We start from the raw sequence: 13000 nt of genomic DNA, 5'->3' as shown, positions 1-13000 counted from the left end.
TTTTATTTTTTTTTTGTTTGGGGGGGGGGGGGGGGGGGGTACCGCGTGGGGGGGCCCCCCCCCCACCGGCATACGTCTCCCTACTGCGAGCCGGACCGCGTGGCCGAAGATCCTCGATTTCTGCAGAACTGAAGGGCTGAAGCCCTGCTCGGCTTGATGTTCGTCACCCCCGGCCACGCCCCGAGCGCGCGGCCGGGGCGCGCTCAGGGGGCCTTCCTGAAGGCCTTGATGTCGAGGTGGTCAGGGAACAGGTGTCCCTGACCTCGACCCGCCGCAGCCCGGGGCAAATGGTGGCAGGGTGTGACGCACCGGCTGGAAAGTGTCCTAGTACAGATATTCGGGGGCGGTCCGGGCTTCTCAACTCCCCTCGGGCGGTGCCAGATTGACTGCCTTCCGGCGGCTGGGGGTCTCGTCCCGGCCGGCCGGGGTCCTGGTCGTCGTCGAATGGGGAGACATGACTGCACCTGCCGTGACCGCCGCGCCCGTTCACCGTGCCGGGCGGGCTCCCGGGGCGGTTCCGTTGCTCGGGCACGTTCCGGCGCTGTTCCGTGATCCGCTGCCGTTCCTGCGCTCGCTGCCCGCGCACGGGGACCTCGTCGAGCTGCTGCTCGGGCCGCAGCGGGCGGTGATGGTGTGCACGCCGGAGCTGTTCCAGCACGTGCTCACCGACAGCCGGCACTTCGACAAGGGCGGGCCGCTCTTCGACAAGCTGCGGCCCTTCCTCGGGGACGGGCTGGGCTCCACGCCGCACGACGTGCACCGGCGCCAGCGCCGTCAACTCCAGCCCGCCTTCCGCGCGGAGGCCTTCGGGCGGTACCTGGGGGTGATGCTGGAGGAGGCCCTCGCCACTGCGGGCGGCTGGTCGGACGGCGCCGTGATCGACGTCGAGCGGCACACCTACCCGCTGATCGCCCGCATCATCACCCGCACGATGTTCTCCGCGGACGGCTCCTCCGCCGCGGTGGCCCGCATCGCCGCCGTCTACCCGGACTTCCACGCGGGCATCGGCCGGCAGATGCGCTACCCGTTCGCCCTGCTCGACCGGCTGCCGACACCGGGCAACCGCCGCTTCCGCCACGCCTGCCGCACGGTGAGCCGGGAGGTCGACGGCGCCGTCGCCGCCCGCCGGAGCGCCGGCGACGGCACGCAGGACGACCTCCTGGCCCTCATGATCGGCGAGGGGCTGACCGACCGCGAGATGCGCGACCAGGTCGTCACCATGCTCACCGGCGGCATCGGCACCTCCGCCTCCGCGCTCGGCTGGGCCCTGCACTTCCTGTCCCGGGACGAGGAGTTGGCCGACGCCGTCGCCCGCGAGGCCCGCGCCGTCCTGCCCGTGCGCGCCGACACCCGCGCGCTCACCCCCGCCGACGTCGCCCGCCTCGACCTCGCCCACCGCGTGGTGGCCGAGACGCTGCGCTTCTACCCGAGCGCCTGGTTCTACAGCCGCACCGTCACCGCACCCGTCGAACTCGCCGGCGAGCACCTCGCCCCCGGCACCCCCGTCCTGCTCTCCCCGTACCTCCTCCACCACCGCCCCGACCTCTACCCCGACCCCGAACGCTTCGACCCCGGCCGCTGGTCGCCCGAACGCCGCGCCGAACTCCCGCGCCAGGCCTACGTCCCCTTCGGCTACGGCGCCCGCAAGTGCATCGGCGACGTCTACGCCCTCACCGAGATCACCCTGGCCCTCGCCGTCATCGCCTCCCGCTGGCACCTGCGGCCGCGGCCCGGACCCGTCCTGCCGCACCTGCTCGAACCCCGCCCCTGGACCGTGATCCACCCGGCCCCGCTGCGCCTGCGCCTGAGCGCCAGACACTCCTGAACCAGGCCGCAGCGGACCGTCCGAAGGAGACCGACACGGCATGACTCCCGTCCTTCCCGTCCCGCGCGACCTGCGCCTCCTGCCCGACCCCGGCCACGTCCTGTACCGCCTGCCGCCCCGCATGTCCCCCCACCGCCAGGAACTGGAGCGCCTCATCCTGGCGTGGGCCGACCGCTACGGCCTGGTCGACGGCCCGCGCGCCCGCCAGCGCCTCGCCGACACCCACCTCGGCGAACTCATCGCCCGCTGCTACCCGCACCTGCGCGCCGAGCGCCTCGCCCCCCTCGCCGGCTGGTTCACCTGGGCCTTCGTCATCGACGACCTCTACGACGGCCGCGAGTGCGCCAAGGCCGCACGGGCCGCCGGCCACACCCGCACCACCCTGCGGATGCTCGCCGCCCTCCCGATGATCCCTGACGGATCGTCGGCGCGGGGAAACCGGCGGACCGCCCGCGCCCGCAGCATGCCCCCGCTCGCCGCCGAACTCGCCGAGGTGTGGCGCCGCCTGGCCGGCCGCCAGAGCCTCCAGTGGCAGCTGCGGTTCATCGGCCACATGGGCCAGTTCCTCGACGCCTTCCGCTACGAGGCGGCCAACCGCGAGCGCCGGCACGTCCCCGCCCTCAGCGGCTACACCCAGCTGCGCCGCGCCTCCGGCGGCATCACCCCCTCCCTGGACCTGCTGGAGTACGCGGCCGGCCAGGAGGTCCCGGCGCTGCTCCACGAGTCCGAGCAGCTGCGCACGATGGTCAACAAGGCGGCCGACGTGGTCGTCTGGGTGAACGACGTCCTGTCGCTGCGCAAGGAGCTGGCCGTCGGGGAGGTCACCAACGGCGTGCTGGCGGTGGGCCGCGAGCTGGGCTGCGGGATGCAGGACGCGATCGACCACGTGTACCGCAAGGTCGCCCGGGACGTCGGGGTCTTCCTGCGCGCCGAGGAGTCGCTCACCGCCCTGTGCGGCAGCTGGCACGGGCTGGGCGAGGCCGACCGGGCCGCCGTCGGCACGTTCACCGACGGACTGAAGGCGTGGATGCGCGGCAACCTGGAGTGGGGGTGCAACTCCCGCCGGTACCTGGAGGCCGACACCCTGCGCCTGACGGGACGCCCGGCCCTGCCGGGGCGGGGGGCCCTGCCGAGCCGGCGGCCCCCGGTCTGAGCCCGGTCCACCCACCCCCAAGCAGCCCTATGATCAGGGCAAAAATTTACTTTTCAACCTTAACATCTATGCCTACATGCACGATTTGATCTACGAATCGCAGGTATGTCAGGGTGACTTCGGCGCGCCGTTACCGGAAGGTAACTCGGCGTGCCGTTGTCGCGCGCGGACGCCCCGGGGGAGTGACCCGGCGCCGCGCGGCGCAGCCGGAGACCGCACCCGGGGGAATCTCGTGCGGGCCGGCTCCCGACCTGGAAGACCTGGACGATCTGTTGAGCGGGGAATGGCAATGGGCAATCGCGGCATCGATGTGACGAGCCTGCAGAGCGAACTCGAAGAGCTGTGGCTGCGCCGCGACGAGGTGTCGCTGCAGTCCGCCGAGGCGGTGGCGGCCGTCGACGCCGCGATCGGCCTGCTCGACACCGGCCGCGCGCGGGTGGCCGAGCCGGTGGGCGGCGAGTTCGTCGTGCACGAGTGGCTGAAGAACGCGATCCTGCTGCTCTACAAGCAGGCCGCGCCGCAGCCCTCGCAGTTCGGCCCGTTCCACTGCGCCGACAAGATCCCGCTGAAGAGCACGATCGACGGGGTCCAGGTGTCGCCGGGCGCGGTGATCCGGCGCGGCAGCTTCCAGGAGCCCGGCGTGGTGGTGATGCCCAGCCACATCGGCATCGGCTCCTACGTCGGCGAGGGCACCCTGGTCGACTCCTGGGTCGGCATCGGCTCCTGCGCCCAGATCGGCCGCAACGTCCACCTGTCCGGGGGCGTCGGGCTCGGCGGCATGATCGAACCCCCGATGGCCAAGCCCGTGGTGATCGAGGACGACGCCTTCATCGGCGCCCGCTCGATGGTCTACAGCGGCGCCCGGGTCGGCGAGGGCGCGCTGCTGGGCGCCGGTGCCCTGCTGACCGACACGATCCCCGTCATCGACGCCGCCACCGGCGAGGAGCTGAGCCGCGGCGAGGTGCCGCCGTGGACGGTCGCCGTCCCGGGCAGCCGCCCGCGCGAGTTCGCCGGCGGCACCTTCGGACTGCCCTGCCTGCTGGTGATCAAGCACCTGAAGAAGGGCGAGCGCCACGACAAGGCCAAGCTCAACGACGCCGTGCGCACCCAGCCGCCCGCCGCGCTCAGCCTCTGACCGCTCAGCCTCCGAAGACCTCCAGCCGACCCACTCCGCAAGGACGAAGCCCACCCATGCCCGTCACCGGCATCAGCCCGCTCCTGCTCCGTCACCCCGAACTCCTCGAACTCGAAGCCAGGTTGACCGCCTTCCTGGACACCCACCTGCCCGCACCCGTCCGCGAGGGCGACCCCCGCCCCGACTGGCTCGCCCTGCGTGCCAAGGCTGCCGCCGCCGGACTCACCGGCATCGACATCGAAGCCCCGCACGAACCGGGCGGCGCGACCGGACGCGTGGCCCAGGGCATGGCCATGTTCCTCGCCGGGCAGCGCGACTGCGACGCCCGCGAGATCTTCAGCACCGGCCACGCCGCGATGCCGCTGCGCCACGGCTCGCCCGCGCTCGTGCGCGACACCCGCGAACAGGTCGTCGGCGCGGGCAAGCTGGCCGGCATCGCCTCCAGCGAGCCGCACTCGGGCTCGGACCTGCGGGGCTTCCGGACCGTCCTGGTCGACCACGGCGACCACTACACGCTCTCCGGCTCCAAGGGCCTGATCAGCCGGGTCGAGGAGGCGTACGGCTTCGTCGTCTTCGCCAAACTCGTCGACCGCGCCGACCTGGAGAGCACCGACCTGCGCGACGTGCCGCTGTCCGCCGTGTGGGTCCCGATGGACGCCGCCGGGGTGCTCACCGACACCACCGACCCGATGGGCATGCGCGGCTGGAGCTTCGGCCACCTGCACTTCGTCGACGTCCGCCTGGACAAGGACCGCCTGCTCGGCGCCCCCGGCGACGGCCGCCGGATCTTCGACGCGCACTTCTCCGCCTGGCGCCTGATGATGTCCCTGGTCTGCCTGGGCGCGGCCGCCGCCGCGATCCAGGAGTCCGCGGCCCGCACCCGCGCCCGCACCGTCGCCCGGATGCCGCTCGCCGCGATCCCCTCCGTCGCCGCCCGCCTGGGCACCGCCGCCGCCCAGGTCGAGGCCGCCACCGCGTGGTGCTTCGCCCTGCTGGAGCGCATCGACCAGGGCGAGACCGACGTCGCCGCCTGCTCCGCCGCCAAGGCCCTGGCCACCGACACCGCCTACCGCGCCGTCGACCTCGCCCTCCAACTGCACGGCAGCGAGGGCTACACCAAGCAGACCCCCCAGGAGAAGCGCCTGCGCGACATCCGCGGGCTGCGCATCGCCGACGGACCCAACGACACGCTCTACAGCGTGCTCGCCCACTCCCTGCTCACCGACGAGCACCACACCGTCGACGCGCGCCCCCTCGCCCACCACTGACCCGAGGCGCAGAACACATGCCGACCACCCCGCCCTTCCGCACCGAAGTCGTCGACATCCTCGACGAGTTGGCCACCGACCCCGCCCGCCCGGTCCTGCTCCACCACGGACGCGTCACCACCGCCGGGCAGCTGCGCGACCTCACCCACCGGCTCGCCCGCGCCCTGCGCGCCCGCGGCGTCGACCGCCACCACACCGTCACCCTGCTGACCGGTAACCGGCCCGAGGCGATCGCCGCGCGCTACGCCGCCAACCTGGTCGGCTGCCGCACCGACCAGCTCTACACCCGGCTGCCGGCCGACACCCAGGCCGCCATGGTCCGCGACGTCGAGACCCACACGCTGATCGTCGACCCCGAACACGCCGAGCGCGCCGCCGCGATCACCGCGCGGACCCCCGTCGAGGCCGTCCTCGTCCTGGGCGAAGGCCCCGGCGAAGGCCTCGGCGAAGGCTCCGGCGAGCGCCCCGGCGAAGACTCCGGCGAAGGCCCCGGCGAAAGCGCGGCCGAAAGCGCGACCGGGAGCACCGACCTGCTGGCCCTCGCCGCCGCCGAGAGCGCCGAACCGTTCACCAGCCGCGCCCGCCCCGACGACGTGCGCACCATCCGCCACTCCGGCGGCACCACCGGCCACTCCAAGGGCATCTGCGTCACCTACGGACAGGTCCGCCGCTTCGGCCCCGACCTGCCCGCCGACGACCCGGCCGGCCCGCCGCGCCTGCTGGTGTGCACCACCATCGCCCACGCCGCCGGCCAGCTGACCGACAAGGTGCTGCGGGCCGGCGGCAGCGCGGTGCTCCTCGACGGCTTCGAGCCGGCCGCCGTCCTCGCCGCCATCGAGCACGAACGCATCACCGACGTCTTCCTGATGCCCCCGCTGCTCTACCAACTGCTGGACCACCCGGACTCCGCGCACACCGACACCACCAGCCTGCGCCGCCTCACCTACGGCGGCTGCCAGGCCTCACCGGCCCGCCTGACCGACGCGCTGCGCCGCTTCGGCCCGGTCCTCGTCCAGCTGTACGGGCAGCACGAGGCGGGCATCGTCAGCGTCCTGGACACCGGCGACCACGACCCGGCCCGCCCGCACCTGCTGCACTCGGTGGGCCGGATCGCCCCCGGCTACCGGGTCGCGATCCGCGACGAGCAGGGCCGCGACCTGCCGGCCGGCCGGCACGGCGAGGTGTGCATCGCCTCCGACAGCCTGATGCGGGGCTACTGGAAGCAGCCCGACCTGACCGCCGCCGCCCTCAGGGACGGCTGGCTGCACAGCGGCGACGTCGGCCACCTGGACGACGAGGGCTACCTCTACATCGTCGACCGGCTGAAGGACCTCATCAACACCGGCGCCGGCCACGTCTACACCTCCGAGGTGGAGGACATCCTCAACTCCCACCCCCGGGTGCACCAGAGCGCGGTCTTCGGCGCCCCCGACGCCAACCGGATCGAACGCGTCCACGCCGTCGTCGTCCCCGTGCCCGGCAGCCGCCCCGACCCGCAGGAGCTGCGCGCCCTGGTGCGCACCCGTCGTGGCCCGCTGCACGAGCCGGCCCACGTCACCTTCCTGACCGAGCTGCCGCTCACCGACGCGGGCAAGCCCGACAAGAAGCTCCTGCGCGCGCAGGCGGCCGCAGCCCGGTGACGTGGCGTGGTGGCGCGGCGCGGGTCAGTACCCGATGATCCGCAGGCTGCCGTTGCCGGCGACGTAGAAGGTGTGGGCGTCGGGCCCGACCGCCAGGCCCGTCACGTAGGCGAGGCCGCCGACGCCCTCGCCGGGGACGGGGGCGCCGGCGGCGGTGTCGACGGAGAGGACCGCCGACTGCTGGGCGATGGCGTAGAGCCGGGTGCCGTCCGCGCTCACCGACGGGTTCTCCAGCCGCTGGCCGGGGGCGATGTTCGTGGTCGCGGTGACGGTGTCGGTGGCGGTGTCGACGGTGTAGCCCGTGCCGGTGTCGCCCACCCCGTACAGGCGGGTGCCGTCGGGGGAGAGGGCCAGCGCGACGACGGTGCCGGCGGTGGCGGCGACGGTCCCGGCCACGGCCGGGGGCTCGGCGCCGGTGTCCAGGTGGACCAGGCCCTCGTCGGTGCCGACGTACGCGTCGTCGCCGCAGGCCCGTGCCACGACCGACCCCAGGTAGTGGCCGGGCACCGGCACGGCGGCGGTGTACGCCTGCTGCTGCGGCGAGAACTCCAGGACGCGGGCGCCCTCCTGGGGCGGACGGTGGAAGGCCGCGGGTCCGTCCTGGGTGACGTAGACCCGCGACCCGTCCGGGCTCACCGCCAGCGAGCCGAGGCCCCCGGGGCTGGTGCCGTCGGGGCGCGGCTGGTCGGGGGCGTCCGTGCTGGAGACCAGGGTGTCGGTGGCCGTGTCGACGGTGCCCAGCACGGACAGCGGCACCTTGCGGCTCGTCCCGAACAGCACGTAGGCGCGCGAGCCGTCCGGACTGAGCGTCACCGGCCCGGCGTCGGCCCCGAACCCGGTGGTCAGCGTCACCGTGGCGGTGACGGCCCCGCTCTGGGTGTCGACCACCTTCAGCCTGGCGCCGTGCGTGCCGTCCTTGACCGAGACGTACGCCTTGCGCCCGTCCGGAGTGACCGCCACCGAGACCGGCGACGTACCCAGCTCGACGGTCCGCGGCACACCCCGCACCGGCCCGCCGGAGCCGTCGTCCGTCCCGTCCGCCCCCGCGCTACCGGCCCCGGCCACCACCAGCGCCCCCGCCGCGGCCAGAGCACCCACCCAACGCACCTTCGTCACCCGAGACTTCACAAGACCCTCCCCAAGTCCACACTTCGGAGGGCAAACGCTACGGGACCAACCCGCCGGACAGGGCCCGGTTCTCGGCCATCCTCCGCGCCCGCTGCCACCCCGGCCGCGTCACCCTGGTCAATCGACGTTGAGCGCGCGCAAAGGCGCTGATAGCGTCCGCATGCGCGCGGCCGTTCGGCCCCGAAGCGCTCCATGGGGGGAACCGGAACCATGAGCACCCGGCCGGCGAAGCATGCGCACAACTCATCGACTCGTAGGAGGAATTGACCCATGGCCGTGGCCTGCCCCCAGTGTGCCGCACCGGACGAGTGCGTCCCCGTGCCGCAAGCCCTGGCGGACGTCCGCCTCGACGGGGGAGTGCGGGCGCTGCTGGCCCCGCCGCCCGAGCCGGGGCCGGTCCGCATCCGCATGCACACCGCCGCGATCGTGCTCTTCTCCATCGCCGGGGTTTTCTGCCTGCTCGGCCTCGTCTCCCTGGCGAACTCCACCGAGAACATGGACGGGTACTCGACCGCCTACCAGCTGGGCCGCCGCGTCGGCGTGTTCCTCCTGCCCGGGATCCTGGCGGCCATCGGCCTCGTCGTGCACACCAAGAGCCGCGACAAGCGCACCCGGGCCGCCGAACAGGGCCTGCCGGAGCGGCAGGCGCTGTGGCAGCGCCACATGCGGGTGTGGCAGGCCGGCCGGCTGTGCCGGCGCTGCTGGGTGGCGTTCTTCCCGGCCGGATCGGTGCGCCCGGACGCCCCCGCCTCGGCCGCGATCCCCCTCGCCCACTTCCCGTCCTGGGTCATGGCCGGCGTCGGGCCCCTCACCGTCCCCGGGCAGGCGCAGGGCTGACGCGGCGTCCGGGTAGCGTCCGGGGCATGACGATGACCCAGCGGGTGTGCCTCGCGACGTTCAACGTGCTGCACGGCAGGCCGGTCGGGGCGGACGGCCGCCCGGCGTCCATGCGGGACATGCCCGCTCCCGAGCGGCCGCTGTGCGAGGCCGTCGCCGCGCTGGACGCCGACGTCGTGGCGCTGCAGGAGGTCGACCGGCTCCAGGAGCGCTCCGGCGGCGTCGACCAGGCCGGCGCGGTCGCCCGCGCGGTGGCGGCCGCCCACTGGCGCTACGCCTCCGCGCTCCACGGCCACGCCGTCCTCGGGCGGGGCTGGCTCCTCGACCCGTCCCGCCCCGGGCTGCGCGTGTACGGGCCCGACGACGCGGGCCCGGACGACGGCAGCCCCTCGCACGGCGTAGCACTGCTGTCGCGCCTGCCGGTGCGCGTGTGGCGGGCCGCCCGCCTCGCGCCGGCCCCGGTCGCGGTGCCGCTGCGCATACCCGGCAAGCAGGGCCTCGTCTGGTCCCGCGACCGGCCGCGCGCCGCGCTGGCGGCGGTCGTCGAGGGACGGCGGGGGCCGTTCACGGTGGTGGCCGCGCACCTGTCGACCGTCCCCGGGCAGAACGTGCGCCAGCTGCTGTTCCTGCGCCGCTGGATCGCCGCCCTGCCGCGCCCGCACGTCCTGCTCGGCGACCTCAACCTGGTCGGCGCCATCCCGCGCACCGTCCTGAGCGCCGCCGAACTGCTCGCCGCACCGCGCGACTCCGCTGGACGGAACGGTGCCTGGCGCGACGCCGTCCGCGCGCGGACCTACCCCTCGCACCGCCCGCTGGTGCAGTTCGACCACATCCTGACCAGCGGCGTGGCCGGCACCCCGTACGGCCACGCCTCCCGCAGCGAGGTGTCCGACCACCGGCCCCTGACGGTCGAACTGCCCCTGTGAATCAGCCCAGCAGCGCCCGCGCCCGGTCAGCCAGGCCGTCGGCGCCGCAGCGGGTGGCCAGCTCCAGCCCGCGCGCGAGCGCGTCGCGCGCGCCCGACCCGGTGCCCAGCGCCTCGCCCAGGTCGACCAGCGCCACCGCGTGCTCGTAGCGGGCGGGGGAGCGCTCCAGGTGCCGCACGGCCTGCGCCAGCAGCTCGGCGGCGTCCCCCCGTTCGTGCACCGAGGCACCGAGCCGCAGCGCGCTGCCGATCGCCGAGTCCGTGCCCGACTCCCTGGCCCGGCGCACCGCCTCCCCGGCCAGCGCGCGGGCCCGCTCCGGTTCGTCGCCCGCCACCGCGCGGGCCAGGTGGGCGAGCCACGGCGCCCACACCGTGTTGCGCCACCCGCGCGCGTCCAGGGCCGCGCCGGCGGCGGCCAGCGCCTGTGCCGCCCCCGGCGCGTCGCCCCGGGCCAGCAGCAGCCGGCCGTACAGCGTCGGCGCGTCGGGCAGGACCATCACACTCGGGTACGGCGGGCCGAAGCCGTGCTCGTGCGCGAGCTCCAGGGCCTCGGCCAGCCGCCCGCGCGCGGCCAGCGTCTCGGCCAGCGCCCCGACCGCGTCCCAGTGCAGCGGGATCCCCGGGCCGATCCGCCCGGCGATGCGCAGCGCCCGGCGCAGGTGGTCCTCCGCCTCGGCGAGGGCGCCGCAGCGGAAGCGGAGCATGCCGGTCAGCAGGTGGGCGAAGCCGAGGTGGCCGCCGCTCCACCCGGCGACCTCGTAGGCGCGCACCGCCTCGGTGAACAGCTCCTCGGCCCGGTCGACGCGGTCGGCGTACAGGTAGCTGATGCCGAGGATGCCGGGCAGTTCGAAGCCCCAGGTGGTGTTGGTCCAGCCCAGGCTGGAGGGCAGGCGGCCGTGCGGCAGCGCGGACTCGGCCAGGGCCAGCGCCCGCTCCCGGTCGGCGCCGCGCAGCGTCAGGTCCCAGCAGCGCAGCACGGCCACCGCGTGGGCCAGGCCGTCCTGTTCGAACAGCGACCGCTCGTCGGTGCCGGCATCGCTGTCGGCGTCGGCGTCGGCGTCGGTGAAGGCCAGGCCGACCGTGTCGAGCATCCGCGCGAACTCCGCGAGCCGCTTGGAGCGCCCCGGCCCGTCCTCGTCCACGGACTGGAACACGGCGAACATGAAGTGCGCGACCTCCAGACGCAGCCGCCCCGGCCCCGGCGAGGTCCGCGCGGCCTCCTCCGCGCACACCGCGGCCGCCTCGTCGAGCCGGTTGCTGTGGGCCAGGGCCTGGGCGAGGCGGAACGTCGCGTCCACCCGCGTCCCGGGGTCCAGCCCGTCCGGCTCGGCGAGCGCCAGGCCCAGCTGGTTGACGGTGGTCGCCGGATCGGTGAGCAGGGCCGAGCAGCCGAGCTCGTAGAGCACCGTGGCCCGGTCCTCGTCGGCGGGCGGCTCGCTGATGGCCCGGCGCAGACAGCGCTGGGCGGCCTCCGGCGCGCCGATGGCCAGGTGCTCGCGGGCCGCGCGGCGCAGCTTGGCCACGATGGCGCCGTCGCCCTCGGGCAGCAGCTCCAGCAGGTGCCGGGAGGCCGCCAGCAGGCCGAGGCCCGCGTTCTCCACCTCGACGGCGGCCACCCCGTGCATCCCGGTGCGGGTGGCCGGCGGCATGGACTGGTAGAGCGAGGTCGCCACCAGCGGGTGGACGAACTCCAGCCGCCCGCCCGGCGTGCCGGTCAGCACCCGGTGCCGGCGCAGCTCCCGCACCGATCCGGCGGCGGTGTCCGGGCTCTGGGCGCAGATCGCGGCGGCGAGCTCCGGGCGGATGTCGGTGCCGAGCATCGACGCCGCCCAGGCGAAGCGCAGCGTGGTGGGGCCGAGCTTGTCCAGCCAGTGCCGCAAGGTCATCCCCCGGGCGTTGGCGGCGAGTTCGCGCAGCTGCGCGCTGTTCTCGCCGACCGGGTCGAGCTGCTGGTCGAGGACCTCGCGCAGCAGGGCGGTGGTCTCGTACGGGTTCCCGGCGGTGACCGACCAGACGTCACGGCAGAAGGCGTCCTCCGCCCCGTCGCCCAGGGCCTCGCGCACCAGGTGCGCGACCGAGGCGGGCCGCAGCGGCCGCAGCCGGTGGCACCGGTCGGCCGTGGCGGCCAGCGCGCGCTCCAGGGCGAGGACACCGTCGGGGAACTCGTCACGGCAGGCCAGGACCAGCAGCGCGGGCAGCTCACGGGCGCGCACCGCCACACCCGCCAGCCAGCCCAGCGACTCCGGGTCCGCCCAGTGCAGGTCGTCGACGATCACCGCCACCGGCGGGCGCAGCTGGACGAGCCGGGTGAGCACGAAGTCCAGCCCGTCGCGCACCCCCTGCGGGTCGAGCTGCCCGCCGGGCCGCAGCAGCCCCACCGCCGGGCCCACGATGTCCTCCCACGGCCCCAGCACCCGCGCCCGCTCCCCGTCGGACAGGCCCGCCAGCACGGGCTGCACCAGCTGGCGCACCACGTGGAACGGCTCGTGGCGCCGCTGCTCCCCGCCCCGGGCGAACAGCACGGTGCAGCCCGCGCCCGCCGCCTCGCGCCGGACCTCGGTCAGCACCGCGGTCTTGCCCAGTCCGGCCGCGCCGGTGTACAGCAGCACCTCCCCCGAAGCGCTCCCGCCGGGCCCGCAGTTGCCGCTCCCGTCCCCGGGCCGGGCGAGCGCCCCGATCGCCTGCCCGGCGGACCGCAGCTCGGCCTCGCGCTCGTGCAGCCGGGCCCCCGGCCCGCCGTCCCCGCCACCGTCCCCCGCAGCGGGCAGTCCTTCGGCCACCGTCATCTCCAATTCATGCTGCTAAGGCCATTGTTGACGAGCCGTTAGAGGCTACTGCCGAACGCGCCGCTCCGGTTGTGCCCTTGACAGTGCGGCGACCCTGCGGCCGGTGTCCCGGGGGCCGGTCTCCTTGCGGCCGGTGCCCCGGCCGGTGTCCCGGCGCCGCACACCGGAGCCGGGACGCCCCACCGCCGGGCGCCCGGCCGCCGGCCCCCCCCCCCCGGCGGCCCCCCCCCTGGCGGTGGGTCTTGGGCGACGGCGGGGGAGTTGCCCAGGCGCGCCCCCGATATTTGTCATAACGTGACATAG

Annotated in this window: 9 protein-coding genes; 7 read left to right on the top strand and 2 right to left on the bottom strand. The window is 74.8% G+C overall.

Translation table 11 applies throughout. From position 1 onward, the window contains the following. The first annotated feature begins 454 nt into the window (after positions 1-454). The 5 genes from ACFV4F_RS34355 (at position 455) to ACFV4F_RS34335 (ending at position 7021) form a co-directional block, all read left to right on the top strand. On the top strand, positions 455-1825 hold the full coding sequence (locus ACFV4F_RS34355) for a cytochrome P450 (protein WP_380508535.1): 1371 nt from the start codon (positions 455-457) through the stop codon (positions 1823-1825). 40 nt (positions 1826-1865) lie between these two features. After that, entirely contained in the window at positions 1866-2978 is a 1113-nt protein-coding gene (locus ACFV4F_RS34350) for a hypothetical protein (RefSeq protein WP_380508532.1), read from the top strand. A gap of 289 nt (positions 2979-3267) precedes the next feature. After that, positions 3268-4113 carry a 2,3,4,5-tetrahydropyridine-2,6-dicarboxylate N-succinyltransferase gene (locus ACFV4F_RS34345; RefSeq protein ID WP_380508529.1) on the top strand — a complete coding sequence of 282 codons (846 nt, stop codon included), beginning with the start codon at positions 3268-3270 and terminating at the stop codon, positions 4111-4113. Positions 4114-4169: 56 nt separating this feature from the next. Continuing rightward, positions 4170-5381, top strand: a complete 1212-nt coding sequence (locus tag ACFV4F_RS34340; RefSeq protein WP_380440358.1) for an acyl-CoA dehydrogenase family protein — start codon at positions 4170-4172, stop codon at positions 5379-5381. Positions 5382-5398: 17 nt separating this feature from the next. After that, positions 5399-7021 (top strand): AMP-binding protein, encoded by a 1623-nt coding sequence (locus ACFV4F_RS34335; RefSeq protein ID WP_380508527.1) that lies wholly within the window; start codon positions 5399-5401, stop codon positions 7019-7021. Positions 7022-7045: 24 nt separating this feature from the next. Here the strand turns inward: ACFV4F_RS34335 and ACFV4F_RS34330 are convergent, their stop codons facing one another. Then, positions 7046-8119, bottom strand: a complete 1074-nt coding sequence (locus tag ACFV4F_RS34330) for a YncE family protein (RefSeq protein WP_380440362.1) — start codon at positions 8117-8119, stop codon at positions 7046-7048. Positions 8120-8419: 300 nt separating this feature from the next. On the opposite strand from ACFV4F_RS34330, the gene ACFV4F_RS34325 reads away from it, so the two are divergent. Both ACFV4F_RS34325 and ACFV4F_RS34320 read left to right on the top strand, forming a co-directional pair. After that, positions 8420-8986, top strand: coding sequence for a hypothetical protein (locus ACFV4F_RS34325; protein ID WP_380508524.1), 567 nt, complete (start codon positions 8420-8422; stop codon positions 8984-8986). 26 nt (positions 8987-9012) lie between these two features. Then, entirely contained in the window at positions 9013-9912 is a 900-nt protein-coding gene (locus ACFV4F_RS34320; RefSeq protein WP_380508521.1) for an endonuclease/exonuclease/phosphatase family protein, read from the top strand. Position 9913: 1 nt separating this feature from the next. Here ACFV4F_RS34320 and ACFV4F_RS34315 read toward each other — a convergent pair whose 3' ends face one another. Continuing rightward, a complete protein-coding gene (locus ACFV4F_RS34315) occupies positions 9914-12697 on the bottom strand; it encodes an ATP-binding protein (protein ID WP_380508518.1) in 2784 nt (927 codons plus the stop codon). Positions 12698-13000 lie beyond the last annotated feature (303 nt).

It is taken from the genome of Kitasatospora sp. NPDC059722 (genome assembly GCF_042733235.1).
Lineage (GTDB): Bacteria > Actinomycetota > Actinomycetes > Streptomycetales > Streptomycetaceae > Kitasatospora.
The sequence above is the reverse complement of the archived record's forward strand: the minus strand, read 5'-3'. Positions and strand labels throughout refer to the sequence as shown.

What these genes read in the sequence shown, in the direction of transcription:
- ACFV4F_RS34325 (WP_380508524.1), top strand. Translation starts at nt 8,420, where the DNA reads ATGGCCGTGGCCTGCCCCCAGTGTGCCGCACCGGACGAGTGCGTCCCC.
- ACFV4F_RS34355 (WP_380508535.1), top strand. Translation starts at nt 455, where the DNA reads ATGACTGCACCTGCCGTGACCGCCGCGCCCGTTCACCGTGCCGGGCGG.
- ACFV4F_RS34340 (WP_380440358.1), top strand. Translation starts at nt 4,170, where the DNA reads ATGCCCGTCACCGGCATCAGCCCGCTCCTGCTCCGTCACCCCGAACTC.
- ACFV4F_RS34345 (WP_380508529.1), top strand. Translation starts at nt 3,268, where the DNA reads ATGGGCAATCGCGGCATCGATGTGACGAGCCTGCAGAGCGAACTCGAA.
- ACFV4F_RS34335 (WP_380508527.1), top strand. Translation starts at nt 5,399, where the DNA reads ATGCCGACCACCCCGCCCTTCCGCACCGAAGTCGTCGACATCCTCGAC.
- ACFV4F_RS34320 (WP_380508521.1), top strand. Translation starts at nt 9,013, where the DNA reads ATGACGATGACCCAGCGGGTGTGCCTCGCGACGTTCAACGTGCTGCAC.
- ACFV4F_RS34350 (WP_380508532.1), top strand. Translation starts at nt 1,866, where the DNA reads ATGACTCCCGTCCTTCCCGTCCCGCGCGACCTGCGCCTCCTGCCCGAC.
- ACFV4F_RS34315 (WP_380508518.1), bottom strand. Translation starts at nt 12,697, where the DNA reads ATGACGGTGGCCGAAGGACTGCCCGCTGCGGGGGACGGTGGCGGGGAC.